The 25,987-nt window shown below is 71.0% G+C and carries 21 protein-coding genes; 6 read left to right on the top strand and 15 right to left on the bottom strand.

Annotation, left to right across the window (positions count from 1 at the left end; translation table 11 throughout):
- Positions 1 to 146: 146 nt before the first annotated feature.
- The gene (locus tag JR065_RS19585; protein WP_206236139.1) at positions 147 to 2,621 is read left to right on the top strand and encodes a membrane-bound PQQ-dependent dehydrogenase, glucose/quinate/shikimate family; all 2,475 of its coding nucleotides are present in this window, start codon (positions 147 to 149) and stop codon (positions 2,619 to 2,621) included.
- A 549-nt stretch (positions 2,622 to 3,170) separates the two neighbouring features.
- Here JR065_RS19585 and JR065_RS19580 read toward each other — a convergent pair.
- Positions 3,171 to 4,025 (bottom strand): hypothetical protein, encoded by an 855-nt coding sequence (locus tag JR065_RS19580; protein ID WP_206236137.1) that lies wholly within the window; start codon positions 4,023 to 4,025, stop codon positions 3,171 to 3,173.
- 139 nt (positions 4,026 to 4,164) lie between these two features.
- Here JR065_RS19580 and JR065_RS19575 point away from each other — a divergent pair, with 139 nt between their 5' ends.
- Entirely contained in the window at positions 4,165 to 4,581 is a 417-nt protein-coding gene (locus JR065_RS19575; RefSeq protein ID WP_206236135.1) for a hypothetical protein, read from the top strand.
- 187 nt (positions 4,582 to 4,768) lie between these two features.
- Here the strand turns inward: JR065_RS19575 and JR065_RS19570 are convergent, their stop codons facing one another.
- From JR065_RS19570 to hutI, 11 genes are all read right to left on the bottom strand, one after another.
- Entirely contained in the window at positions 4,769 to 5,161 is a 393-nt protein-coding gene (locus JR065_RS19570) for a DUF3037 domain-containing protein (RefSeq protein ID WP_206236134.1), read from the bottom strand.
- Positions 5,139 to 5,915, bottom strand: a complete 777-nt coding sequence (locus tag JR065_RS19565) for a HipA family kinase (RefSeq protein ID WP_206236132.1) — start codon at positions 5,913 to 5,915, stop codon at positions 5,139 to 5,141. The genes JR065_RS19570 and JR065_RS19565 overlap by 23 nt, the downstream gene beginning before the upstream one ends.
- A 58-nt stretch (positions 5,916 to 5,973) precedes the next feature.
- A complete protein-coding gene (locus JR065_RS19560; RefSeq protein ID WP_206236131.1) occupies positions 5,974 to 6,600 on the bottom strand; it encodes a TetR/AcrR family transcriptional regulator in 627 nt (208 codons plus the stop codon).
- The gene (locus JR065_RS19555; protein WP_206236129.1) at positions 6,600 to 6,857 is read right to left on the bottom strand and encodes an acyl-CoA-binding protein; all 258 of its coding nucleotides are present in this window, start codon (positions 6,855 to 6,857) and stop codon (positions 6,600 to 6,602) included. Before JR065_RS19555 ends, JR065_RS19560 begins: the two co-directional genes overlap by 1 nt.
- Before the next feature lie 224 nt (positions 6,858 to 7,081).
- On the bottom strand, positions 7,082 to 7,813 hold the full coding sequence (locus JR065_RS19550) for a hypothetical protein (RefSeq protein ID WP_206236127.1): 732 nt from the start codon (positions 7,811 to 7,813) through the stop codon (positions 7,082 to 7,084).
- A 126-nt stretch (positions 7,814 to 7,939) separates the two neighbouring features.
- Entirely contained in the window at positions 7,940 to 10,075 is a 2,136-nt protein-coding gene (locus tag JR065_RS19545) for a TonB-dependent receptor family protein (RefSeq protein ID WP_206236126.1), read from the bottom strand.
- A gap of 357 nt (positions 10,076 to 10,432) precedes the next feature.
- Positions 10,433 to 11,536 carry an acyltransferase family protein gene (locus JR065_RS19540; protein WP_206236124.1) on the bottom strand — a complete coding sequence of 368 codons (1,104 nt, stop codon included), beginning with the start codon at positions 11,534 to 11,536 and terminating at the stop codon, positions 10,433 to 10,435.
- 313 nt (positions 11,537 to 11,849) lie between these two features.
- Positions 11,850 to 13,517, bottom strand: a complete 1,668-nt coding sequence (gene hutU / locus JR065_RS19535; protein ID WP_206236122.1) for a urocanate hydratase — start codon at positions 13,515 to 13,517, stop codon at positions 11,850 to 11,852.
- Positions 13,514 to 14,362, bottom strand: coding sequence for an N-formylglutamate deformylase (gene hutG, locus JR065_RS19530; protein ID WP_206236121.1), 849 nt, complete (start codon positions 14,360 to 14,362; stop codon positions 13,514 to 13,516). The genes hutU and hutG overlap by 4 nt, the downstream gene beginning before the upstream one ends.
- Positions 14,363 to 14,474: 112 nt before the next feature.
- Positions 14,475 to 16,019, bottom strand: a complete 1,545-nt coding sequence (gene hutH / locus JR065_RS19525; protein WP_206236119.1) for a histidine ammonia-lyase — start codon at positions 16,017 to 16,019, stop codon at positions 14,475 to 14,477.
- Complete coding sequence (gene hutI / locus JR065_RS19520; RefSeq protein ID WP_206236151.1) at positions 16,016 to 17,218, bottom strand: imidazolonepropionase; 1,203 nt, start codon at positions 17,216 to 17,218, stop codon at positions 16,016 to 16,018. Before hutI ends, hutH begins: the two co-directional genes overlap by 4 nt.
- A gap of 63 nt (positions 17,219 to 17,281) precedes the next feature.
- Here hutI and JR065_RS19515 point away from each other — a divergent pair, with 63 nt between their 5' ends.
- The 3 genes from JR065_RS19515 (at position 17,282) to JR065_RS19505 (ending at position 21,628) form a co-directional block, all read left to right on the top strand.
- On the top strand, positions 17,282 to 18,661 hold the full coding sequence (locus JR065_RS19515; RefSeq protein ID WP_206236117.1) for a formimidoylglutamate deiminase: 1,380 nt from the start codon (positions 17,282 to 17,284) through the stop codon (positions 18,659 to 18,661).
- Between the two features lie 64 nt (positions 18,662 to 18,725).
- Complete coding sequence (gene hutC, locus JR065_RS19510) at positions 18,726 to 19,457, top strand: histidine utilization repressor (protein WP_206236116.1); 732 nt, start codon at positions 18,726 to 18,728, stop codon at positions 19,455 to 19,457.
- A gap of 182 nt (positions 19,458 to 19,639) precedes the next feature.
- Positions 19,640 to 21,628: an SDR family oxidoreductase gene (locus tag JR065_RS19505; protein ID WP_206236114.1), complete on the top strand. Its 1,989-nt coding sequence runs from the start codon at positions 19,640 to 19,642 to the stop codon at positions 21,626 to 21,628.
- A 122-nt stretch (positions 21,629 to 21,750) separates the two neighbouring features.
- On the opposite strand, the gene JR065_RS19500 is transcribed toward JR065_RS19505, so the two are convergent.
- The 3 genes from JR065_RS19500 to JR065_RS19490 form a co-directional block, all read right to left on the bottom strand.
- Positions 21,751 to 22,791 (bottom strand): restriction endonuclease, encoded by a 1,041-nt coding sequence (locus JR065_RS19500; RefSeq protein WP_206236150.1) that lies wholly within the window; start codon positions 22,789 to 22,791, stop codon positions 21,751 to 21,753.
- Positions 22,792 to 22,993: 202 nt separating this feature from the next.
- The gene (locus tag JR065_RS19495) at positions 22,994 to 23,608 is read right to left on the bottom strand and encodes a phasin family protein (protein WP_206236112.1); all 615 of its coding nucleotides are present in this window, start codon (positions 23,606 to 23,608) and stop codon (positions 22,994 to 22,996) included.
- 85 nt (positions 23,609 to 23,693) lie between these two features.
- Complete coding sequence (locus tag JR065_RS19490) at positions 23,694 to 24,968, bottom strand: patatin-like phospholipase family protein (RefSeq protein WP_206236111.1); 1,275 nt, start codon at positions 24,966 to 24,968, stop codon at positions 23,694 to 23,696.
- Positions 24,969 to 25,055: 87 nt separating this feature from the next.
- On the opposite strand from JR065_RS19490, the gene JR065_RS19485 reads away from it, so the two are divergent.
- On the top strand, positions 25,056 to 25,775 hold the full coding sequence (locus tag JR065_RS19485) for an FFLEELY motif protein (protein ID WP_206236109.1): 720 nt from the start codon (positions 25,056 to 25,058) through the stop codon (positions 25,773 to 25,775).
- The last annotated feature ends 212 nt before the right edge of the window (positions 25,776 to 25,987 follow it).

Here is a 25,987-nt window from a genome sequence, read left to right as displayed (position 1 = left end):
GCGCGCTTGATGGAACGCTGCATATGGAATGCAACGCGCGATAGAACGCGCGATGTTCACCGCCGGCCTGCGATAAAACCCGTCGGCGCCGAAGCGTCGTGGCCGCAGCGGATGTTCCGCGCGGCGTTCTTGCGAGGACTGATGCGATGAACAAATCCTATGAGACGGGCCGCCGTGGCGGTTGGCCGTTGTCGCTGTTTGGCGTGGCCTGCGCACTGATCGGCCTGGCCTTGGCCGGCGGCGGCGGTTGGCTGCTGGCGCTGGGCGGTTCCTGGTATTACCTGGTGGCGGGACTGGGCCTGCTGGTGTCCGGCGTGCTGCTGGCGCGTGGACGCTATGCCGGCGCGTTGTGGTTCGCGGCCACGTTCGCGCTGTCGCTGGGCTGGGCGTGGTGGGAATCGGGCGCCGACTACTGGCGCTGGGTGCCGCGCATGGGCCTGATGGTGTTCCTCGGCCTGGTGCTGGCGCTGCTGCTGCCGCGCCTGGACCGGCCGGTGTCGCGCGGCATGTCGCGCGGCGTCGCCGGCGCGTTGGCGCTGGTGTTCGTGGTCGCCTTCGCGCTGGCGTTCGTGCCGCACGGGGTGATCGAGGCCGACGGCGCGCTGGCTCACGTCGCCAGCATGGCCGCGGCGGTCGCCGCGCCGCGCACCGGCGCGCAACCGGCGGATGCGCCGGCCGACGCCGACTGGGCCGCCTATGGACGCGACAACGCCGGCAGCCGCTACACGCCGCTGCGGCAGATCACCCCCGGCAACGTGGCCACGCTGCAGACCGCGTGGACCTTCCGCACCGGCGACTTGCCGGGCAAGCGCTGGGGCGCGGAAACCACGCCGATCAAGATCGGCGACAGCCTGTACCTGTGCACCGCGCGCAACCAGCTGGTGGCGTTGGACGCCGGCACCGGCCGCCAGCGCTGGCGCTACGATCCCAAGGTGCCCGACCAGGCGATTCCGTATACCGCCGCTTGCCGCGGGGTCACCTACTACCAGGTGCCCGAGGCGGCGAACGCGGCCGAAGCGGCAGCGCAGGGCACTGGCTCCGTCGCTGCCGCCGCCGCGCCCGAGGCCGCCTGCCGCACGCGGATCATCGAGGGCACGCTGGACGGGCGCCTGATCGCGGTCGATGCCGCCAGCGGCAAGCCCTGCGAAGGCTTCGGCAAGCATGGGCAGGTCGACATCACCGTCGGCATGGGCGACACCCCGCCGGGCTACGTGTCGATCAATTCGCCGCCGACCATCGTCCGCGGCGTCATCGTCACCGGCCACCAGGTCCTGGACGGGCAGAAGCGCTATGAGCCGTCGGGCGTGATCCAGGGCTTCGACGCGGTCACCGGGCAGCTGCGCTGGGCCTGGGACATGACCCACCCGGAATGGAACGGCGCACCGCCGCCCGGCCGGACCTGGACCCGCGGCACGCCGAACATGTGGACCTCCGCCGCCGGCGACGAGCAACTGGGCTACGTCTACCTGCCGATGGGCAACGCCAGCGCCGACTACTGGAGCAGCTCGCGCACCGCGGCGGAGAGCAAATACGCCACCTCGCTGGTGGCGCTGGACGTGACCAGCGGCAAGCCGGTGTGGAATTTCCAGACCACGCACATCGACGTGTGGGACTACGACCTGGGCTCGCAGCCGACCTTGCTGGATTTCCCCCAGCCCGGCGGCACGGTGCCGGCGGTGGTGCTGCCGAGCAAGCAGGGCGAGATCTACGTGCTCGACCGGCGCACCGGCCAGCCGCTGGTCGGCGTCGAGGAGCGCCCGGTGCCCGGCGGCGGCGTCGAGCCGCAGATGCGCGCCAAGACCCAGCCGTTCTCGCTGTACCACTCGCTGCGCAAGCCGGACCTGACCGAGCGCGACATGTGGGGCCTCACCCCGATCGACCAGCTGGTGTGCCGCATCCAGTTCCGCAGCGCCAGCTACAAGGGCCTCTACACCCCGCCGGAGGCCGATCGCCATTCGATCGAGTATCCCGGCTACAACGGCGGTTCGGACTGGGGCAGCGTGGCGATCGACCCGCGCCGCGGGGTGATCGTGGCCAACTACAACGACATGCCGAACTACAACCGGCTGGTGCCGCGCGCCCAGGCCGACAGGATGGGCTGGGCGCCGCGCGATGACGTGCGCGGCGATGCCGGCGGCGCCGAGGGCGCAGGCGATCCGCAGGTGGGCACGCCGTACGCGATCAACGTCAACGCCGGCTGGCGGCTGCCGTTCACCGGCCTGCTATGCAAGCAGCCGCCGTACGGCGGCATCCGCGCCATCGACCTGGCCAGCGGCAAGACCTTGTGGGACCGTCCGTTCGGCAGCGCGCGCGGCAACGGCCCGTTCGGCATCCACTCCGGCCTGCCGATCGAGATCGGCACGCCGAACAACGGCGGCGCGGTGGTCACCGCCAGCGGCCTGATCTTCATCGCCGCGGCCACCGACGACCTGATCCGCGCCATCGACATCCGCACCGGCAAGAACGTATGGCAGGCCAAGCTGCCGGCCGGCGGCCAGGCCACGCCGATGGTCTACGAGGCCGGCGGCCGCGAGTACCTGGTGATCATGGCCGGCGGCCATCACTTCATGGAGACCAAGGCCGGCGACTACGTGATCGCCTACGCGCTGCCGACGTCGTGACCACCGGGAACGCCGGCGCGTGCGCGGCGTGCGGGATGCATCCCGCCGTCGCGCAGTTCGTGCGGCGATGCGCGGTATGCCATGTACGGCAGGAAGTTGCCGCGCATGGCGCGCGGCGCATGCGGGACGCGGCGAAACGGCGGGGCGGCAAAACCGTGTCAACGCCCCAGGAAAGCGCGAGTCGGCGTGCGCCGTTGCAGCGTTCCGATCAGGTACTCACGGTAAGCGATAGCGGTGTGGGAGCGACTTCAGTCGCGACGGGCTCTACCGGCAAAGCTCGTCGCGACTGAAGTCGCTCCCACAGGCGTGCCCGCACGCGCACTGCCGGCGGCTGGCCCGGCACCGCGCTACTCCGCTGTATCGACGCGGCTGGAAAGCGCGAGTCGGCCTGCACCGTTGCAGCGTTCCGATCGGATACTCACGGTAAGCGCCAGCGTTGTGGGAGCGACTTCAGTCGCGACGGGCTCTACCGGCAAAGCCTGTCGCGACTGAAGTCGCTCCCACAGGTGTACCGCCTGCGCACTGCGGCGGCCCGTCTCCGGCGCCGCGCTACTCCAACTGCTCGCGCGCGAATGCCGCGTCCAGCGCTTCCATCGCATCGCGCGGCTTGAGCTTGGACGCTTTCTCGAATGCGCCGGCCGCGGCGTCCTCGCGTTTGTCGCCGTGCAGCAGCAACAGCACGTTGGCGTGCTCGACGTGCGCGATCGGCGAATCCGGCGCCAGCTTCAGTGCCTGGGCGATATGGCGTTCGGCGGTGGCGGCCTTGGCGCCGTAGGTGATCCCGCCGATCATCGCGCCGACCTTGCCGATGATCTCGGCGTGGTACAGCGCCAGCGCCATGTGCGCCTCGGCGTGCTTGGGCTCGCGCTCCAGCGCCGCTTCCAGCGACTGCCGGACCTTGCCGGCGATGCCCTGCTTGAGCGCCTTGACGATGCTCAGTCCCTGGCTGTAGCGGCCCAGCGCGAACGCGTGCCGGTAGTGGCTGTTGGCCTCGCCGGGCAGGGCGTCGATCGCCGCTTCGGCCAGCGTCGCGGCCTGCTGCAGGCGCTGCAGTTTTTCCTTGTCGTCCTCGACCAGGTAGCTGGCATGGATGCCGAGCGCCTTCACCGCGACCGATGCGCCGAGCGCGCCAAGCGCGATGCCGGCGTCGTAGGCCTGCTGGAACCGGCCCTGGTGGAACGCGCGCCACGCATCGACCAGCGCCGCCGACACGCCGGCCGCATCGCGTCCCTTGCCGGCCTTGCCGGCCGCGTCCAGCAGCGCCTGCGCGCGTGCCGGATCCGGGTACGGCTCGCGGTCGCCGGCGTGCAGCTTGGGCCAGGCCTTCTTCAATGCGTCGCCGGGGTAGGCGTACGCGTCGGCGTCGTACGGAAACGGTGCCCATGCGCTCGGTTTCGCTGCCATGCCGGCCTCCCTGAAGTTCGCGCCGAGCATGGCGCCGCGGCCGCCGCCTGGCAAGCGCCGCGGCGATAGTGTGTTTGCTCGAGCCGGCGGCGCCAGCATGCCGCGAGCCGGTACCGCTTCCGGCACCGAGGAGATCACGATGGCGACGAACAAGCGTTCCACTTCCGCGCGCGCGCCCGAAGCGCTGGCGCCGCGGCACCTGTGGCTGGCCGGGCTGGGCGTGCTGTCGCTGACCCGCAAGCGCGCGCTCGCGGCGGCGGCCGAGGCCGCTGCCGGCGCCGCAGCACTGAAGGCGCGCGCGGCGCTGCTGGCCGATGGCGCCGAAGCCGGCGTGCGCGAAGGCGCCGCCGCGCTGCGCGGGCAGGTACGGCCGCTGAGCGCCGAGGTCGAGGCGCGCCTGCAGCCGATCCTGGCCAAGCTCGGCCTGCAACCCGCGCCGGGTGCTGCGCCGCGCAAGCGTGCGGCCTCGACCAAGGCCGGGCGGGCGGCGAAGAAGCCCGCTGTTGCGCGACGTCCGCGCGGCGCCGCCGCCCAGCGCAGCGCGCGTTCGCAGTAACGGCGGCAGCGGCGGCAGCGGGTGGCGCGTGGCGTTCCCTGGTGGCGTTCGTGGCGTTAGTGGCAAAGCACGCTGTGGAACCGCTGGATATCCCTGTGGGAGCGACTTCAGTCGCGACGGGCGGTACCGGGAAACCCCGTCGCGGCTGAAGCCGCTCCTACAGCAAACAGCAACCTGCCCGGACGTCCTAGCGCGGCGTCCGCACCATGCGTTCGAGCAGGTGCTCGACCACGCGCTCGGGTTGCGTGGTGCGGCCCACGTGGGCCGACGACATCTGGATGACCGAGCTGCGCCGCGCGGTCAGCCAGTGGAAGCGCGCGCGTGGCGGCAACAGCGCGATCGGTCCTGCGTCCGGCTCGCCGCGGCAGATGGCCGGGATGGCGTCCAGGTAGGGGCGCAGCCGTTCCACGTCCAGCGTCGGGTCCAGCGCCCGCAGCCGCGCCGCGTCCAGTTCGATCACCGCTTCGAGCAGCCGCGACGTCGGGCAGGAGACGATCACCCCGACGTTGACGAATTCCTCGCGTTCCACCCGCGGCACCACGCGGATGACCGCATAGTCATACGTGTGCGGCGTGGGCACGGAGCGCCTCCTCGACGAACGCGGCGCGCAGCGCCAGGCGCTGCTTCAGGTAATCGGCATAGGCCTGGCGATGCGCCTGGACGCTGTCGAAACTGGCCTCGGCCTGCAGCCATGCGTCCGGGATCTGCGCCACGATCGCGTCGATGACCGCGTCGTCCAGGCGCGGCGCCAGTTCGGCATCGGCCTGGGCGATGCCGCTGGCGAACGGCAGCAGCACGTGGTCGCGGATGCGCGCGAACGGCGAGGCGCAGGCGGCGCCGGCGTGTTCCCAGTCGTGGTGGAAGTACAGCGCCGCGCCATGGTCGATCAGGGTCAGGCGGCCGTGCCACACCATCAGGTTGGTGTTGCGCGCGGTGCGGTCGACGTTGGTGACATAGGCATCGAACCAGACGATCGCCGAGGCCAGCGCCGGCGCCGGGCGCAGTGCGGCCGGATCGTAGTTGATCGCGCCGGGCAGGTAGTCCAGCGCCAGGTTCAGGCCTTCGCTGGCGCGGATCAGGTCCTGGATCTCCGGGTCGGGCTCGGTGCGCGCGAACTCGCGGTCGAGCAGCGCGAACACCAGTTCCGGCATCGGCAGGCCCAGCGCACGCGCCAGTTCGCCGGCGAGCAGCTCGGCGATCAGCGCCTTGGGGCCTTGCCCGGCGCCGCGGAACTTCAACACGTACAGGCCGTCGTCGTCGGCCTCGATCACGGCAGGCAGCGAGCCGCCTTCGCGCAGCGGGGTGACGTAGCGGGTGGCGGTGACGGTTCTCACGTGCGTCGTTCGGAAGGCCGGGGCGGCAAGCCTAGCGGTTGCCGCGCGCGCTGGCCAATCAGTCCAGGTAGGCGCGCATCAGCGTGGCCAGGTGGGCGCGTTCGGCCTCGCGCAGGAACGGGCCGATCAGCAGCATCACCTGCACGATGCCCTGGCGGATCGCCAGCTGCTCGTCCTTCTCGCCGCGCGCGGCGGCGTAGTTGAGCCAGAACGTGGCGATCACCAGCACGTTGGTGGCCAGCCCGTCCAGTTCCTGCTTGCTGGCGCGCATCACCCCGGCCTGGGCCAGGCCCAGGAACACCGCCTGCGCGCTGTCGTCGGCGCGGCGCAGGATGCGCGCGAAGCGCAGGCGCAGGCGCCGGCTGCGGCTGAGGATCTCGATCAGGTCGCGATACAGGAAGCGGTAGTCCCAGATGCACTCGAACACCAGGTGCAACTGCAGCCAGATGTCCTCCAGCCCGGGCAGGCGCGCGCCCGGCAACTCCAGCGCCGCGTCCATGCGCTCCTCGTAGCGCGCGAACAGGTGCTCGATGATGTCGTCCTTGTTGCGGAAGTGGTAGTACAGATTGCCCGGGCTGATCTCCAGTTCGTCGGCGATGTGGTTGGTGGTGACGTGCGGCTCGCCCTGGGCATTGAACATCGCCAGCGACGCGTCGAGGATGCGCTGGCGGGTGTCGCGCGCCATCAGGCCAGCAGCTTCTTCACCAGGTCCACGTATTTCTTCTGCGCCTCGGCCTGCGGCATGCCCTTGAGCTTGGCCCAGGCCTCGTATTTGGCGGTGCCGACGAAATCGAAGAAGCCGGGCTTGTTGCCGGACACATCGCCTTCCGAGCCCTGTTTGTACAGCGCGTACAGGCGCAGCAGGGTGTCGTTGTCGGGGCGTTCGGCGCGCTGCTTGATGTCATTGGCCGCCTTTTCGAAGGCCGCCTTGATGTCCGCCATCGGAGTGCTCCCTGGAACCGGCGAGCATCACAGCACGGGCGACCGGCACGGTCAACGCGCGCGGCGGCGACCGGGGGGCCGGGACTCGGGACTGGGGACTCGGGACTCGAAGAGCGTCGGGTCACTGCGCGGAAGCGCCATCGGCTCGCGCCTCGCACGATCTTTGCACTCGCGGCGTCCACGAGTCCCCAGTCCCGAGTCCCCAGTCCCGGTCTGCGACGACGTCAGACCGCCAGAGCCGGCTGCGCCTGCCCGCTGGCCTGCGCCTGCCTGGCCAGCGACGCCTTGGCCGCGATCGAGCGGATGGCGTCGGTCACGTCGCCGAGCGGGACGTGGCTGCTCAGGCGTTGGAACGTATCGCGGCTGTTGTAGCCGGAGCCGTCCTTGAGGTACTGCTCGTACATCGACAGCAGTTCGGTGCAGGCGGCGGTCAGCGTGTCCACGTTGCCCCGCGCCAGGGCGTGGCCGACCTGGTCGAAGCTGTGCAGGCAGTCGGAGAGCCAGTGCAGGTCGTAGCGCGCCGAGCTCAGCTCCGGCGCGTTGTGCCCGCGGCTGTAGGCGCTGTAGCGGCGGATGCTCCTGGCCACGCGCGCCACGTGCGCCAGCAGCGTGCCGACTTCGCCGGCGATGTCCAGCCGTTCCATCACCAGGATCGGCGCCGGCGGCGGCTCCGCGGTCTCCGGCGCCGGCGCCGGTGCCTGTCCTTGCGCCTGCAGTTCTTCCAGCGTCCGCCTCGCGCTGGCGTAGGCCTGCTGCAGCGCCTCCAACTCCCGCGCGCTGGCCGCTGCGCGCGCCTTCAGCTGCGTCAGCGCGGCCTGGTGCCGCGCGATGGTGTCCTGCGCGCTGGCCTGCTGGTCCTGCTCGCGGCGCAGGCGCGCGAAGAACACCCAGGCCAGGATGGTGGCGGTGAGCGCCCAGAGCGCGACGGCGGGAGTCAGGTAGATCAGGATGCCCATGAAGGCTCCTCGAAACGTTGCATTCCTTGTCGGCGCGTCCGCGGCGATCTTGAGTCCGGCCGTCGCAAGCCGTGACCGCGTTCCGTCCGTGTGCGGCCTATGCCTGCCTGGCGGCCCGGTTCGGCTTCACTCGAAGCGCAGGCGCGCTCCCGCATAGACGCCGAAGCCCTCGCCGGGCGTGGCGCGGGCGACATCCTTGCCCGCGTCGTCGTAGCCGGGGGTCACCGTCGCCGCGTAGTGGCGATCGCCGAGGTTGCGCAGCTCCAGCCAGCCTTGCCAGCGGCCGCCGGGAGCATCGAAGCCCAGGCGGGTGCCGAAGATCAGGTGGCCGTCGGCGTGGGCGCTGTTGGCGTAGTCCACCGCCATCTTCGATGCGTACTCGGTGTCGAGCGCGGCGTACAAGCCGCTGCGGTGGTCGTAGCGCAGCTCGGCCTGGTAGTAGTGGCGCGGCAGGCCGGGCAGGCGGTTGCCGCCGAAGCGCGCGTCGTGGCGGTAGCGGAAGTCGCTGAAGGTGTAGGCCTGGCGCAGCGACAGGCGGCCGGCAGCGTCCTGCCGCAGCGTGCTGTCCAGGCCGGCCTCGATGCCGCGGTGCACGGTGGGGCTGGCGTTGGATTCGGCGACGAGCAGGTTGGGCGCGGGCTGGATCTCCACGCTCAGCAGCTCGTGGCGCACCCGCGCGTGGTAGCCGGTCAGCTCCCAGTGGCCGATCGCGCCGTCGCCGCGCGCGCCCACTTCCAGCGTGGCCGCGGTCTGGTTGCGCAGCGGCACGGCGGCGCGTTGGCGGCCGCTGGATGCGCCATTGCCGGAGGCGAAGTACTTGTTGGAACCCCAGAGCATCGACCACGGATGCGCCGGCTCCACCGAACGGCTCAGGTTGCCGAACCATTGCGTCCGCGGCGCCGCCTGCCAGGTGAGGCCGATGCGCGGGGCGTAGTCCCAGTCGCGTTCGGACAGGTTCTCGCCGGCGCCCGGCCAGGTGACCCGGACCTCGCGTCGCGTATGCACCAGGGCCAGCCCGGTCTGCAGGCGCAGCGCCTGGCTCAGCGTCAGGTCGTTGCCCAGGTGCAGCACGCTGTCGCTGCCGCGGTGGACGAAGTCGCGGGTGTGGGTGCCGGCCGGGTAGCCGTTGCCGGCGAAGCGCAGCGTCTCGCGCGCGTCGGCGTCCAGGTCGTGGACGACGCGCAGGCCGAGCGTGGTGACGCTGTCGCGGCCGAATAGGGCGTGGCGGCGGCGATAGTCGAGCGTGCCGTTGAGGTCGGCGTAGTCCAGCTGCTGCCGGTACAGGCTCTCGTTCAAGTCCATCGGGTAGCGGTGGTAGACCAGTCCGGCCCGCAGCGTGGCGTCCTCGTCGATCCGCAGCGTGGTGACGTTGCCGATCCAGGTGCTGCCCGGCTGCGGGCGGCGCGCGTCGATCGCCAGGTTGGCGGGATTGGCCTGGCGCGGGTGCTGGCGGATCTGCGCGCGGGTCAGCCGGCCGGGGGTTTCGTGCCCGGTTTGGCGATAGCGTAGCAGCAGGCGGGTATGCAGCCGCGGCGTGACCTGCCACCCGACATTGGCCATCGCGCCCTTGCCGTCGCCGGCCGCATGCCGCTGGTAGCCGTCGAACGCGGTGTCGGTGTAGGCGAGGTAGTAGTCGACTTCGCCGCGCACGCCGCCGTAGCCGGCGCCGCGCTTGCGGTAGCCGCGGCTGCCGGCCTGGTAGTGCAGTTCCAGCCCCGGCGCGTCGCGGCCGCTGCGGGTGACGTAGTCGATCGCGCCGCCCAGCGCCAGTGCGCCGCGCTCCGATCCGTTCGCCCCGCGCAGCACCTCCACACGGCTCAGCCACAGCGGCTCCAGCAGCTCGTACGGCGTGCCGCCGGGTCCGGTGAGCGGCAGTCCGTCCAGCGACACCGACAGGCCGGAGGCATGCGCGCCGGGGCCGCGGTTGATGCCCGAGCCGCGGATCGACACCTTGGCGCCCTCATTGCCCGGCGACTGCGCGTGGATGCCCGGCTGGTAGGCCAGCACGTCGGGCGTGCCGGCGGCGCGGCCCTGTCCCGCCCCGCTCATGTCGACCACGTTGCCGGCGCCGGGGATCCGCTGCAACGCCTTGCGTGCGTCGTCGCTGGCGTCGGCGGCGGTGACCTCGACCGCGTCCAGGGTGACCGCACGCGCGGGCGCGGCGGCGTGTGCGGTGACGGCGAGCCCGTTCAGCAGCGCGACGGAGAGCAGGGCCAGGCGGGCCGAGACGGCGGCAAGGCGGCGGGACAGCAGAACGAACATAGGCTGGCGATATCTGACGGTGGAGGCTCGCCCGGGCGGACAACAGCGCAGATCCCGTTTCGACGGCGGAGCAGGGCTGGGCTGGGACGGGAGGGAATGGGTGGCGAACGCGGCGCGGGTTCGCCTGGCAGTGGTGCGGACGTCAGCAGGCGCGCGACGCACCCCGGTACGCATGCGGCGAATGATCAACTCATCGCCCTGGCGTACACAGATGCCTCCGAAGCGGATGCGGCGGCCGTCCCTGGCCTGGCAGAAGCGGGATCGGAGGCACGATGAAAAGCCCGGGCAATCGCGGCACCTGACATGCCTTCCGGCGAAGCAGGCGCGGACCAGTGCCCGCGGAAGCGCGGTCGGGCCTCAGCCGGCTTGCTCGGCACGGGGCGTATCCGTCGCCAGCGGAACCGCGACGGCGGGCGCGGCGACGGGCGCAGCGCGCTTGCGCAGCAGCAGTCGCGTCCCGAGTGCGCGCAGCAGCGTGTTGCCCGGCATCTCGACCAGCCGGTACATCGCCCAGGCCGCCACCAGGATCGCCGCGGTGACCGGCACCGCCAGCCATGGAGTGGGGCGGACATCGTCGCCAAGCAGTTTCATCGCGGCGTAGATCAGCGGGATGTTCAGCAGGTACATGGAGAAGCTGCACTCGCCGCACAGGGTGATGAACCGGTTGCCGAACAGGCGCGTGCTCAGGCCGGTGTCGAACGAGAACAGGAACACGAAGACGCCGGCGAACAGCGCCGGTTCGAGGTTCAGGTACAGCTCGCGCTTGGAGCCCAGGTCGATGGCGACCATGCCGGTCACGACCAGGCCGATCGCCACCAGCGCCACCGCCTGCAGCGCGCCGAGGGATCTCAGGCCGACGCCGGCGGCGACCCGGCTGCGCAGCAGGCCGAACAGCACGCCGGTGAAGAAGTAATGGATCTTGGAGCCGACGAAGGTGCCCGGCAGCGCCGCGCGATGGGCCATGAGCGCGAACACGGCGACCAGCGCCACGATCAGCAGCGCCGCATTGCCGCGGCTGCCGAGCGACCACAGCGCCGCCCACAAGCCGACGAAGACCACGTAGAACTGCACTTCGGGCGGAATGCTCCACAGCGCCGAGACATTGCCGGAGAACAGCAGGTGGCGGGCGAGGTTGCGATGGGTGATCGCGTAGACGAAGTTGGAGTCGACCAGGTTGTAGATCAGGTACGACGCGATCACCACCGTGAGGTAGGCGGGGGCGATGCGCGAGAAGCGGGAGATACCGTAGCGCGCCACCGCGTTGTAGTCGAACGGCTTGTCGCCGTAGAGAAACGCCATCAGGAAGCCGCTGAGGGTGAAGAACACCATGACCCCCATCTCGCCGGGATGCAGCGCGCTGATCGCGAAGAAATGCTCCTCCGCCAGGTGCGCGTAGACCACCAGCAGCGCGGCCATGCCGCGGATGCCGGTGAGCGAATCGATCCGTTGTTCCTGACCCATCGAGGGCATCTCCGTGACAATGGCGAGTCAATCGCATCCTGCCCCGTGCCCGCGCGCTGCCTCGAGCGGCGCGCGGCCAGAAGGCATGGCGTTACTTCATGAGTAGATCAACATCGATGCGTTGGCGCATACCGGGCCAACGCAGACCCGCTACATCGTGGCCCGATTGTAGGGGATCCAGACGTAACGGGAAGCAACCGCAGTCGCGCTTCGGGGCCGGCGCCCGTTCCGGCGCGCGCCGGACGGGCGATCGATGGCGCGACCGGGACAGGCGGTGCTTGGTCCCGACCGGTGCGAGTGGCCTAGGCGTGACTCAGCCCAGGATGCCCGGCAGATCCAGTCCCTTCTCCTTCGCGCAGTCGATGGCGACGGGGTATCCCGCATCCGCATGCCGCATCACGCCGCTGGCCGGGTCGTTCCACAGCACGCGCGCGATGCGCTTGGCCGCCGCTTCGGTGCCGTCGCAGACGATGACCATGCCGGCGTGCTGGGAGAAGCCCATGCCGACGCCGCCGCCGTGGTGCAGCGACACCCAGGTGGCGCCGCTGGCGGTGTTGAGCAGGGCGTTGAGCAAGGGCCAGTCGGAGACGGCGTCGGAGCCGTCGGCCATGGCCTCGGTCTCGCGGTTCGGCGAGGCCACGCTGCCGCTGTCCAGGTGGTCGCGGCCGATCACCACCGGCGCCTTCAGCTCGCCGCTGGCGACCATCTCGTTGAACGCCAGGCCCAGCCGGTCGCGGTCGCCCAGGCCGACCCAGCAGATCCGCGCGGGCAGGCCCTGGAACTTGATCTTCTCGGCGGCCATGTCCAGCCAGCGGTGCAGGTGCGGGTTGTCCGGGATCAGTTCCTTGACCTTGGCGTCGGTCCTGGCGATGTCCTGCGGATCGCCACTCAGCGCCGCCCAGCGGAACGGGCCGATGCCGCGGCAGAACAGCGGGCGGATGTAGGCGGGCACGAAGCCGGGGAAATCGAACGCGTCGGCCACGCCTTCCTCCAGCGCCATCTGCCGCAGGTTGTTGCCGTAGTCCACGGTCGGCACGCCCAGCGCGTGGAAGGCGAGCATGGCGCGGATGTGGTTGGCCATCGACGCGCGCGCGGCCTGCTCCACCTGCTTCGGCGCGGACACGCGCTTTTCGTCCCATTCTTCCACCGTCCAGCCCTGCGGCAGGTAGCCGTTGACCGGGTCGTGCGCGGAGGTCTGGTCGGTCAGCAGGTCCGGCTTGACCCCGCGCATCAACAGTTCGTCCAGCACGTCTGCGACATTGCCGAGCAGGCCGACCGACAGCGGCTTCTTCGCCGTGCACGATGCCTCGATCAGGCGCAGCGCTTCGTCCAGGTCGTCGGTCCAGGTGTCGAGATAGCCGGTGCGCAGGCGCATCTCGATGCTGCTCCTGCGGCATTCCACCGCCAGGCACGAGGCGCCGGCCATCACCGCGGCCAGCGGCTGCGCGCCGCCCATGCCGCCCAGCCCACCGGTGAACAGCCACTTGCCGGCCAGGCTGCCGTTGTAGTGCTGGCGGCCCATCTCGACGAAGGTTTCGTAGGTGCCCTGGACGATGCCCTGCGCGCCGATGTAGATCCAGCTGCCGGCGGTCATCTGGCCGTACATGGCCAGGCCCTTCCTGTCCAGTTCGTTGAAGTGGTCCCAGGTGGCCCAGCGCGGTACCAGGTTGGAGTTGGCGATCAGCACGCGCGGCGCGTCCACGTGGGTGCGGAACACCCCGACCGGCTTGCCGGACTGCACCAGCAGGGTCTGGTCGTCGTCCAGGCGCCTGAGCGTTTCGACGATGGTGTCGTAGCTCTGCCAATCGCGCGCGGCGCGGCCGATGCCGCCGTACACCACCAGTTCCTGCGGGCGCTCGGCCACGTCCGGATGCAGGTTGTTCATCAGCATCCGCAGCGGCGCCTCGGTGAGCCAGCTCTTGCAGGTCAGGGTGCTGCCGGTGGGCGCGTGGATCGTGCGGCTGGTGTCGAGGCGGGTCATGCGGCGCTCCGGGAGTGGGCGAATTGGAGACAGGATGCGAGCACCTGCTGCAGCGTGCGGCGCAGCGGCGCGGCGTGGTCGGGGTCCAGCGGCGTGGGCCAGTTGCGTTCGTCCACGCACTCGGGTTCGTGCATGTAGCCGCGGCAGGCCAGTTCCATCTGCAGCGTGTGCACGCCGCCCGGGATGTCGCTGTAGTGGCGGGTGATGTAGCCGCCCTTGAAACGTCCGTTGCGCACATGGCGCATGCCGCTGGCCGCGCACAACTGCTCGACCGCATCGGCGAGCGCAGGGTCGCAGCTGGTATCGGGCGTACCGGACGGGCCGGCGCTGCCGATGTTGAACTGCGGCAGCTCGCCTTCGAACAGGTGCGGGATATGCGAGCGGATCGAATGCGCGTCGTACACCACCACGGTGCCGTGGATCGCGCGCAGTCGGGCGATCTCCGCGGCCAGCGCGGCGTGGTAGGGCGCGAACCAGGTGTCGCGGCGGCGGGCGATCTCGGCTGCGTCCGGGCTGTGTCCGTCGCGGTACAGCGGCTGGTTGTCGAAGGTGGTCAGCGGACACAGGCCGGTGGTGTTCTGGCCCGGGTACAGGGAGACGCCGCTCGGATCGCGGTTGAGATCGATCACCGAACGCGACACCGCCGAGCGCAGCGTGGTGGCGCCCATGTCGTGGGCGAACGCGTACAGCTCGTGCACCCACCAGTCCGCATCGCGGCGGGCCAGCCAGGGGGATACGAAGCGATCGGCCAGCGCTTGCGGCAGGTCGGTGCCGGTATGCGGGAAACTGACGATCAGCGGCGCATCGCCGCGGTGGAGGGTGAGCCAATCGGGGAGGGCGGTCATGCAGGGCCTCGCTTTTTTTGTAGGAGCGGCTCTTGTCCCCTTTTCGGGATCAGCCGCGACCGGGGCGTTACCGGTAAGTCCCGGTCACGGCTGAAGCCGCTCCTACAAGGGGTCATGAGCTGGACGTTGCGTCGGGCAGGGACACATCGACTGCGCCCGCCAGCGCGCCATCGCGCACCAGCGCGGTGGCGGCCACCATGTCCGGATGGAAGTAGCGGTCGTCCTGCAGGGTCGGCACCTGCGCGCGCAGGCGCGCACGCACGTTCTCCAGCGCCTCGCTGGAGCGGAGCGGCGCGTGGAAGTCGCAGCCCTGCGCGGCGGCGAGCAACTCGATGCCGACCACGTTGGCCGCGTTTTCGGCCATCGCCAGCAGGCGCCGTGCGCCGTGCGCGGCCATCGACACGTGGTCTTCCTGGTTGGCCGAGGTCGGGATCGAATCGACGCTGGCCGGGTAGGCGCGCTGCTTGTTCTCCGAGACCAGCGCCGCGGCGGTGACCTGCGGGATCATGAAGCCGGAATTGAGCCCCGGCTTCGGGGTCAGGAACGCCGGCAACCCGGACAGCGCCGGGTCCACCAGCATCGCGGTGCGGCGTTCGCTGATCGAGCCGATCTCGCACACCGCCAGCGCCAGCATGTCGGCGGCGAAGGCGACCGGCTCGGCGTGGAAGTTGCCGCCGGACAGCGCCTCGCCGGTGTCGCTGAACACCAGCGGATTGTCGGACACGCCGTTGGCCTCGATCGCCAGCGTGGTCGCCGCCTGGCGCATCACGTCCAGCGCCGCGCCCATCACCTGCGGCTGGCAGCGCAGGCAGTAGGGATCCTGCACGCGCACGTCGTTGTCGCGGTGCGAATCGCGGATCGTCGAGCCGTGCATCAGTCCGCGCAGCGCCGCGGCGCTGGCGATCTGCCCCGGCTGGCCGCGCAGCGCGTGGATGCGCGGATCGAACGGCGTATCGGAGCCTTTCGCCGCCTCGGTGGACAGCGCGCCGGCGACCAGCGCGGCCTGGAACACGGTCTCGATCTCGAACAGGCCGGCCAGCGCGTAGGCGGTGGAGTACTGGGTGCCGTTGAGCAGCGCCAGGCCTTCCTTGGCGCCGAGCGCGAGCGGCTGCAGGCCGGCCTTCGCCAGCGCCTCGCGCGCCGGCAGGCGCTGGCCGCCGACGAAGGCCTCGCCGACGCCGATCATCACCGTGGCCAGGTGCGCCAGCGGCGCCAGGTCGCCGGACGCGCCGACCGAACCCTGGCACGGCACCACCGGTATCACGTCGTGGCGCAGCAACGCCTCCAGCAGCGCCAGCGTGGACGGGCGGATGCCGGACGCGCCCTGCGCCAGGCTGGCCAGCTTCAGCGCCATCATCAGCCGCACCACCGCCGCCGGCATCGGCTCGCCGACCCCGGCCGCATGCGACAGCACGATATTGCGCTGCAGCGCGTCCAGGTCGTCGCGCTCGATGCGTACGCTGGCCAGCTTGCCGAAGCCGGTGTTGATGCCGTACACCGGCTCGCCGCGGGCGACGATCGCGTCCACCGTCCGCGCGCTGCGCAGCACCGCCTCGGCGCAGGCCGGGTCCAGCCGCACGCGCGCGCCGCGGTACACGCCGCGCCACTGCGTCAGGCTCACCGCGCCGGGGCGCAGCAGGATTTCGTCGTTGCTCATTGTCCCCTCCAGATACGCGCATGCAGCGGATTGAAGCCCATGCGATAGACCAGTTCGGCCGGCTCCTCGATGTCCCAGATCGCCAAGTCGCAGGACAGGCCCGCGCGCAGCCGGCCGACCTGCGCGAGGCGGCCCAACGCGCGCGCCGCCTCGCGGGTGAAGCCGGCGATGCACTCGTCCACGGTCATGCGGAACAGCGTCGCCGCCAGGTTCATCGCCAGCAGCGGGCTGGTCAGTGGCGAGGTGCCGGGATTGCAGTCGGTGGCCAGCGCGCGCGGCACGCCGGCCGCGCGCAACGCCGCGATCGGCGGCAGCTGGGTGTCGCGGGTGAAATAGAACGCGCCCGGCAGCAGCACGGCCACGGTGCCAGCCGCGGCCATCGCGGCGATGCCGTCGGCGTCGAGGTATTCCACGTGGTCGGCCGAGCGCGCGCCGTAGCGCGCCGCCAGCGCAGCGCCGCCCTGGTTGGACAGCTGCTCGGCATGGATCTTCAGCGCCAGGCCGTGGCGTTGCGCGGCCTGGAACACCTGCTCGGTCTGCGCCAAGGTGAAGGCGATATGCTCGCAGAACACGTCCACCGCTTCGGCCAGCCCTTGCGCGGCCACCGCCGGGATCATGCGCTCGCACACCTCGTCGATATAGGCCTGCGCGTCGGCGCCGGGCGGCACCGCATGCGCGCCGAGGAAGGTCGGCGACACCGCGACCGCGCGCAGTTCGCCCAGGCGCCGCGCCACGCGCAGCAGGCGCAGCTCGTCGTCCAGGGTCAGCCCGTAGCCGGACTTGATCTCCACCGTGGTCACGCCTTCCCCCAGCAGCGCGTCCAGCCGCGGCAGGCTCGCGGCGAGCAGCGCAGCTTCGTCGGCGGCGCGGGTGGCGCGCACGGTGGAGACGATGCCGCCGCCGGCGCGCGCGATGTCGGCGTAGCTGACGCCTTGCAGGCGCTGCTCGAACTCGCCGGCGCGGTTGCCGGCGTAGACGAGGTGGGTGTGGCAGTCGATCAGGCCCGGACCGATCCAGCGCCCGCCGCAATCGACGCTGCGCCGCGACGCCAGCGCCCCGGGCAGCGCATCGGCGGCCCCGGCGTAGACGATGCGGCCGTCGCGGCTGGCGACTACGCCGTCGCGGACCACGCCCAGGCCGCCGTCATCGGCGTCGAGCGTCATCAGGTGGGCGTTGTGCCAGAGCGTGTCGCAGGGCATGGTCACGGGCGGGCTCGTCGGTTATTTTGTATATACAATATTGCCGGTAGCGGAGGGTGTCCAGTGCAGCCACAGGCGCAGGCGGAGTGGGTCAATTTCTGGTGCGCGCACGCGCTGCTGCCGCAGGGGTGGGCGCGAGACGTGCGCATCGGCGTGCGCGGCGGGCGCATCGGCTACGTGGAAAGCGGCGTGCCCGCCGCGCTGGGCGACCAGCGCCTGGTGATCGCGGTGCCGGGGCTGGGCAACCTGCACAGCCACGCGTTCCAGCGCGGCATGGCCGGCCTGGCCGAGGTCGGCGGCGCCAGCGGCGACAGCTTCTGGAGCTGGCGCGAACTGATGTACCGCTTCCTGCAGCGGCTGGACCCGGACAGCTTCCAGGCCATCGCCGAGCAGGCCTACGTGGAGATGCTCGAAGCCGGCTTCACCCGGGTCGGCGAATTCCACTACCTGCACCACGACGTGGACGGCAGCGCCTATGCCGACCGCGCGGAAATGTCGCGCCGCATCGCCGCCGCCGCCTACGCCAGCGGCATCGGCCTGACCCTGCTGCCGGTGTTCTACGCGCACGCCGATTTCGGCGGCGCGGCGCCGAACCCGGCGCAGCGCCGGCTGATCCACGACGTCGACGGCTATGCCGACCTGCTGCACGGCTGCCGCGATGCGCTGCTGGCGATGGACGATGCGGTGCTGGGGATCGCGCCGCACAGCCTGCGCGCGGTGACCCCGGACGAACTGGAGCGGCTGCTGCCGCTGTGCGACGGGCCGGTGCACATCCATGTCGCCGAGCAGACCCGCGAAGTGGACGCCTGCCTGGCGTGGAGCGGACAGCGCCCGGTGCAGTGGCTGTACGCGCACGCGCCGGTCGATGCGCGCTGGTGCCTGGTGCACGCCACGCACATCGATGCGGCCGAACTGCAGGCGATCGTCGGCAGCGGCGCGGTGGTCGGCCTGTGCCCGATCACCGAGGCCAACCTCGGCGACGGCGTGTTCCCGATGCGCGATTTCGCCCGCGCCGGCGGCCGCTTCGGCGTCGGCTCCGATTCCAATGTGCTGATCGACGCGGCCGAGGAACTGCGCCTGCTCGAATACGGCCAGCGCCTGCAGTTGCGCGGCCGCAACGTGCTGGCCGCCGACCCGGCGCTGTCCAGCGGCCGCTACCTGTTCCAGTCGGCGCTGTGCGGCGCGGCGCAGGCGCTAGGCGTGGCGTGCGGCTTGCAGGTGGACGCGCCCGCGGACCTGGTCGAGCTGGACCCGGCGCATCCGGCGCTGGCCGCGCGCGAGGGCGATGCCTGGCTCGACAGCTGGGTGTTCGCTGCGCGCAATGGCGCAGTCCGTTCGGTATGGCGCAATGGCCGCGAGCTGGTCAGCCAGGGCCGGCATCGCCGCCGCGATGCGACCGCCGCCGCCTACGCGCGTGCGCTGGCCTCGCTGTTGCAAGGATGATCGCCCTTTCCGCCCGTCTATGCGGCCCGTGTCGCCGCGCATCGCCGCCCTGCGCAGGTGCTGCATGACGCAGACCCCACCGCCGGCGCCGCTCAACCAGCGCATCCGCAGCGAAATCGAAGGCCGCATCCGCAGCGGCGAATGGCCGCCAGGCCATCGCATCCCGTTCGAGCACGAGCTGATGGCCCAGTACGGCTGTTCGCGCATGACCGTCAACAAGGTGCTGGCGATGCTCGCCGATGCCGGCATGATCGAGCGCCGCCGCCGCGCCGGCTCGTTCGTCGCGCGGCCGCATCCGCACATGGAGCAGGTGGCGCTGGACATCCCTGACATCCCGGTCGAGGTCGCCGCGCGCGGCCACGCCTACCGCTTCGAGCTGCTCGACCAGTGCCGGCGCAAGCCGCGCGCTGGCGTGCCGCAGGAGGCCGAGGTCGCCGCCGCCGGCAGCGTGCTGGCGCTGCGCAGCCTGCACCTGGCCGACGGGCGCCCGTTCGCGCTGGAGGAGCGGGTGATCAATCCGGCGGCGGTGCCGGAGGCGCTGGAGATGGATTTCGCGGTCACCGTGCCCGGCAGCTGGCTGTTGCAGCATGTGCCGTGGACGCGCGCGCAGCACCGCATCAGCGCGATCGGCGCCGATGCCGCCCAGGCGCAGCGGCTGCAGGTGCCGGCCGGCACCGCCTGCCTGGTGATCGACCGCCAGACCTGGCGCGGCGAGCAGGCCATCACCTACGTGCGGCAGGTGTTCCTGGGCGACACCTACGACCTGATCGCGCGCTTCTCGCCGGGCGGCCGATGAGCGTCGCCGGCAGGCGTCGGCGCGTCGCGCAGCCGCGACGCATCCAGCGCAATTGACGCGCCGCCGCACGGGTGACGCGCGCGCCGCACTGCGGCGTACGTTTGTCCTACCCGCCGGTCTCTGGCAAGTTAGCGCCAGGACGGGGCGAGGGGCCGCGGCCGCAGAACGAAGGATGGTTCGGCATGACGTATTTCGTTACCGGCGCCAGCGGCTTCATCGGGCGCCACCTCGTGGCCAACCTGCTGCGCCGCAAAGGCCTGGTCCATGTGCTGGTGCGCGCCGACTCGCGGCGCAGGTTCGATGCGCTGGTGCGCGAACAGGGCTGGGACGCCAAGCGCCTGGTGATCCTGCAGGGCGACATGACCGCGGAAAACTGCGGATTGAGCGCCGCGCAGGTGCGCGCCTTGGCTAGCAAGGTCAAGCACTTCTTCCATCTCGCCGCGCTGTACGACCTCACCGCCAAGGCCGAGGCGCAGCGCGCGGCCAACCTCGACGGCACCCGCCACGCGCTGGAGCTGGCCGCGCAGATCCACGCCGGGGTGTTCCACCACACCAGTTCGATCGCCGCGGCCGGGCTGTACCCGGGCATCTTCCGCGAGGACATGTTCGAAGAAGCCGAAGGCCTGGACGACCCCTACCTGCGCACCAAGCACGACGCCGAGGCGCTGGTGCGCGCGCAAACGCGGATCAAGTGGCGCATCTACCGCCCGGGCATGGTGGTCGGCGATTCGCGCAGCGGCGTCATCGACAAGATCGACGGGCCGTACTATTTCTTCCCGCTGATCAAGAAGCTGCGCCAGCTGCTGCCGCCGTGGGCGCCGATGCTGGGCATCGAAGGCGGGCGCATCAACATCGTGCCGGTGGATTTCGTCGCCGATGCGATGGACCACATCGCGCACAAGCCCAAGCTGGACGGCCACACCTTCCACCTGACCGATCCGGAGCCGCTGCGCGTGGGCGAAGTGCTCAACGTGTTCTGCCGCGCCGGGCACGCGCCGGAGATGACCCTGCGCGTGGACGCGCGCATGTTCGCGTTCGTGCCGTCGGGGATCCGCGCCGCGGTCGGCAGCCTGCCGCCGGTGCGCCGCTTCGTCGGCATGCTGCTGCGCGATTTCCGCATCCCGCGCGAAGTGCTGAAGTTCATCACCTATCCCACGCGCTTCGACAGCCGCGAAACCGAACGCGCGCTCAAGGGCAGCGGCATCGCCGTGCCGCGGCTGGAGGACTACGCCTGGCGCCTGTGGGACCACTGGGAACGGCACCTGGATCCGGAGCTGTTCGTCGATCGCAGCCTGAAGGGCAAGGTGCGCGGCAAGGTAGTGCTGATCACCGGCGGCTCGTCGGGCATCGGCCTGGCCACCGCCAGGCGCGTGGCCGAGGCCGGCGCCACCACCATCATCGTCGCCCGCGGCGAACAGGAACTGCATGCCGCGCGCGATGCGATGAACGCCAACGGCGGCAAGGTCTTCGCCTACACCGCCGACCTGTCCGACCTGGCCGGCTGCGATGCGCTGCTCAAGACCGTGCTCGAGGCGCACGGCCACGTCGACGTGCTGATCAACAACGCCGGGCGCTCGATCCGCCGCTCGATCGAGCTAAGCTACGACCGCTTCCACGACTTCGAGCGCACCATGCAGCTGAACTACTTCGGCAGCCTGCGCCTGATCATGGGCGTGTTGCCGGGCATGACCGCGCGGCGCAAGGGCCACATCATCAACGTCAGCTCGATCGGGGTGCTGGCCAATTCGCCGCGCTTCTCCGCGTACGTGGCCTCGAAGGCCGCGCTGGACGCGTGGAGCCGCTGCGCGCAGGGCGAACTGTCCGGCAAGGGCATCAGCTTCACCACGGTCAACATGCCGCTGGTGAAGACGCCGATGATCGCGCCGACCAAGATGTACGACAGCGTGCCGACGCTGAGCGTGGAGGAGGCCGCCGACCTGATGGTCAAGGCGATCATCGAGCGCCCGAGCCGGGTGGCGACGCGGCTGGGCATCTTCGCCGCGCTGGTCAACGCGGTGGCGCCGAAGGCCTACGAGGTGGTGATGAACACCGCCTTCGAGCTGTTCCCGGACTCGGCCGCAGCCAAGGGCGACCGCAAGGCGCTACGCGAAGCCAAGCCCAGCCAGGAGCAGATCGCGTTCGCCGCGTTGATGCGTGGGGTGCATTGGTGAAGCGCGGGACTCGGGACTCGTAAAAGCGTTAGCACCTGCGACTCGCTGGCCTGGTTTTCGGCAGTCGGCGGCCAATCCGCTTTTACGAGTCCCGAGTCCCGAGTCCCGAGTCCCGCCCCCCCTCACATCGTTCGACACTGGCGCCAGCGCACCGGCTCGTCGTGGCCGGGGCGCGGATTGAGCTGGATGCGCGCGGTGCGCAGCATCGGGTAGCGCTCCACCTGCTTGCAGATCAGCGGCCATACCGCGGCGTCGTCGCCGGCACGGTCCACCACCAGGGTCATGCGCGTCTGCCAGATGCCGCGGATCACGCCCGGGGTCGCGGCCAGCGCCCTGGACACGGACTGCTGATCGCGCTGCAGCGTGGCCTCGTCCGGTTCGCCGGGCGGCTCGCCGCCGGCCGCTGGCGTCTGCGCCGAGGCGGACACAGGCGGCGGCGACTGTGGAGCGGAAGCAGCGGCATTTGCCCCCGGATCCGGCGCGGCCGCCGGTGTGGCCGGCTCGGCCGTGTCGACAGCGGCCGCGGGTGCCGGCGTCGCGGCCGTCGCTACGGCGCCGTCGGCGTGGTCGCGCAGCGCCAGGCTGCCCAGCGCGCCGAGCAGCGCCAGCGCGAACGCCGCCAGCGCGGCGATCGCGGTGTGCCGCCGCGCGCGGTTGCGGGCCGCGCCTACGATCGCGTCTTCCACTTCGCTCGGCAGGTAGGGCTTGAGCAGCGGCCAGATGCGCGGCCCGTCGAGGATCTCGATCGACTGCTTCTCCGCGGCCACGACGCCGTCGCGCTGCACCTTGCCCTCGGTGACCAAGATGCCGCCCTGCGCGCCGGCCAGCCGCGCGGCGGCGCCCAGCTCGTTCACCGCGGCCGAGCCGATCCGGTAGGCGCGGCCGTGCTTGCACGACAGCAGCCAGCGCGCATCGCCGCGGGTCATCACGAAGTCGCTCTGCGGCTCCTGCGCGGCGTCCTCGGCCAGGTCCACGTCCTGCATCTGCCGCTGCTCGCGCATCGCGCGCTTGACCATGCGCGAGAAATCGCGCCAGTGCATCCCGGCCAGCGCCTGCAGGCCGGCCTGGGTCTCGTTGACGCGGCGGCGCACCAGCCACAGGTAGAGGGTGGCCGCAAGCCACGCCACGACGGCCACTACCGTTGCCGCTATCCAGGAAAACATGCTCACACCCGCGCCGTACGCTTTCAATGACCGCAGTTTATCGTCGGCGCGTCACGGCGGCGCTAGGATCGTTGCCGCGGGAACGACGGACACAAGAAGACCCGCCAGTCCGAAGCCGAGAGGGGAGGGGAGCAAACGGTCTTCGATGGACTGGCGGGTCCGGCTCGATTGTCGATAAAAACTTGCTGCTTTGCAACAAAGCCTATTCGGCGCCGCCTGCAGGCGTGGCGCGCTTGCCTGGCTTGCGTTTCGGCGCCGGCGTGGCGGTCCTGGCGGCAGCGGCCTTCTTCGCGGCGGTCTTCTTCGGCGCCTGCTTGCGTGGCGCCGGCGCTGGCGCGGCGGTCTTGGGGGTCTTGCGCGCGGCGCGTTTCGGCGCGCCGTTCAGATTGCGCAGTTGCGCGTTCAGCGCGTCCACGCGTTCTATCAGGCTGCCCAGATCCTCGCGGCTGGGCACCTCCAGGCGGCGCAACGCGCGCTGCACCCGGTCCTCGAACACCTTTTCCAGCCGGTCCCAGGTGTCCACCGCGCGCTCGCGCGCCTGGCCGACCCGACTCTCCATCGCGTCGCGGACCGCCTCCACGCCGCCGCCGGCGAGCTTGCGCGTGCTCTGCTCCAGCGACAGGCCCTCCTTCACCAGGGTCTCGAACAGCTTGCCGCCTTCGGCCTGGGCGCGGCCGAAGGCGCCGACGCCGGCCAGCCATACCTGCTGCGCCGATTCGCCCAGCCGCTTGGACAGTTTTTCCGCCTGCGACTGCACGCTCTCGGCGGCGCCGGCGGAACTCTTCTTCTTGCGTGCGGATTTCTTCAGGGTGGCCATGGCGTTGCGGTTCCTTCAGCGGGTGGGTGGTGGCTGGATCCAGACTCACGGCGTTGGCTAGAGCAATCACACCAGCGCGGCGATCTCATCGGGTGGAGCGGGCGCGCCGCGAATGGGGTGCGCGCGTGCCGCCGCGGCGCGCGACGATCTGTTCGACGTCGTCCAGCGCGCGGCGCAGGCGCGCGGTGGTCTCGGTCATGCGCCGCGGCTGCACGTCGACGCCGTCGAGGAAGGTGCGGTGGCGGTCGTCGAGGATCTCGCGGCGCAGCCCGATGCCGTGCGCGGCCAGCAGCGGTTCCAGCGCGGCGGCGTTGCGGCGCAGGTCGGCCAGGGTGTTGCGGTAGGCGAGCTGGCAGACGCGGTGGCGCGCCGAATAGCTGAAGAGGTTGGTGAAGAACAGCTCGCTGTCGTCGGCATTGGGTTCGAACACCAGCTGGTCCACGTGCGGGTATTGGCGCGCGTACTTCTCCAGCCCGACCTGCATGCGCGACTGCAGCAGGGTGCGGAAGGTCTGCGACAGCACTGCCGGCAGGCCACCGCTGAGCAGGCGGGTGCGGTCCACCTGGCCGCCGCGGCGCGGCGCGTGGGTGGCGTCGTAGGGCACCAGCGGATTGATGCCGATCATCAGGTCGATGCCGCGCTCCAGCAGCGTGGAGGCGTGCATCGTGCGCCGCAGGGCGCCGTCGACGTAGTGGCGCCCGCCGATCTCCACCGGCGGGTACAGGCCCGGCAGCGCCGCGCTGGCCTGCACCGCCAGCGAGATCGGCACCTGCTCGAAGCCCGGTTCGCCGAAGCGCACCGTGCCGCCGCTGTCCAGGTCCACCGCCACCACGAACAGATCGGCGCCGAGCGTGCGGAAGTCGTTGCTGCGCCCGCGGCGGCTGAACACGTCCTGCATGAAGCGCTCGACCCCGGCGTTGTCGAACAGTCCGCTGGGCACCAGCCCGCCGAAGCGGGTGATCAGGTCCGACCAGCGGGTCTTGCGCGGCTCGGTCAGCAGGTCGTGCCACCAGCCGTAGGCCAGCTTCGGCAGGGTCGAGGCGCGGCGCAGGTATTCGTAGACGTTGGGACGCAGGAAATCCTCGGGACGGAAATGCGCATCGTCGCTGTTGCCGGTGACGAAGATCCGGCAGATCTCGGCGCTGCTGATGCGGTTGGCCAGGCCCGCGGCCAGGAATGCGCCGGAACTGACCCCGACGTAGCAGTCCAGTCGGGTCAGGTCCAGCCCGTCCAGCGCCTCGTCGAGCGCGCGCAGCGCGCCCAGTCCGTACATGCCGCCGATCGGGCCGCCGCCGGCGATGGCCAGGCCGATGCGGCCGTGCGAGCGGGGGCGGGGCGAGGCGCTGTGGAGGGAGAGCATGCGCGGTCCGCGGCAGACGTTGTCGCGAGTGTAGCCGAGCGCGGCTACGCTTGCGGTCCCTCCCCGCTGCCACCATCATCGACGCTCATGCCGCGCCACAATCCCGTCCTCGAACGCCTCGGCCGCCGCCTGGCCTGGCACCAGGCCGTGCACGATCCGGCCCACGAACCGCGCAACGCGCTGCGCTGGCTGCAGGAGCTGCGGCGCTGGCAGTCGCAGCGGCTGGAGCGCAGCTTCGAGCACTTCCTGGAGGATCCGCAACGGCGTCCGGCGGCGATGTTCTTCCTCACCGACGTCTACGGCGACCGCGACTTCAGCCGCCGCGACGCGGACATCGTCAAGGTGCTGCCGATGATGCAGCGGCTGATGCCGGCGTCGCTGCTGGACACGGTCGCCGACGGCATCGAACTGGGCGCGCTGACCCACGTGCTGGACCTGCGCATGGCCGAGGCGCTGCACGCGCTGGCGCCGCGGCGCCGGCGCCTGGACGACGCGCTGTACGCGCAGGCCTACCGGCAGACCGGCCTGCGCCGCCTGCGCCTGCATCAGATCGACCTGATCGCCAGCGTCGGCCTGGGCCTGGCGCAGGCGGTGCATACCCCGGGCGTGCGCATGCTGTTGCGTTTCGCGCGCGGCCCGGCCAAGGCGGCCGGCCTGTCGGAGCTGCAGGGTTTCCTCGAGCGCGGTTTCGAGGCGTTCTCCAAGCTGGGCGACGCCGAGGGCTTCATCGGCGACATCGAAACCACCGAGCGCGAGGTGTCGCGGCGCCTGTTCGCCGGGCATCCGGACCCGTTCGCGTTCGACTGAGCGCGCTGCACCGGGGGCGCTAGGCCCACGCCCCAGCCACGCCACCGAAGCCGACATCCCTTCTCCCATCGGGAGAAGGTGGCCCGAAGGGCCGGATGAGGGTGCGGAGCGAAGCCTCGTGCGCCCGATCCACGAGGCTTCGCTCCGTACCCTCACCCCAACCCCTCTCCCGGTGGGAGAGGGGCTTTCGTTGCCCGGCCCTGCTTGGCGGC

Source organism: Xanthomonas sp., from assembly GCF_017163755.1.
In the GTDB taxonomy this organism is placed as follows: domain Bacteria; phylum Pseudomonadota; class Gammaproteobacteria; order Xanthomonadales; family Xanthomonadaceae; genus Xanthomonas_A.
This window is presented reverse-complemented; position numbering and strand designations above follow the sequence as displayed.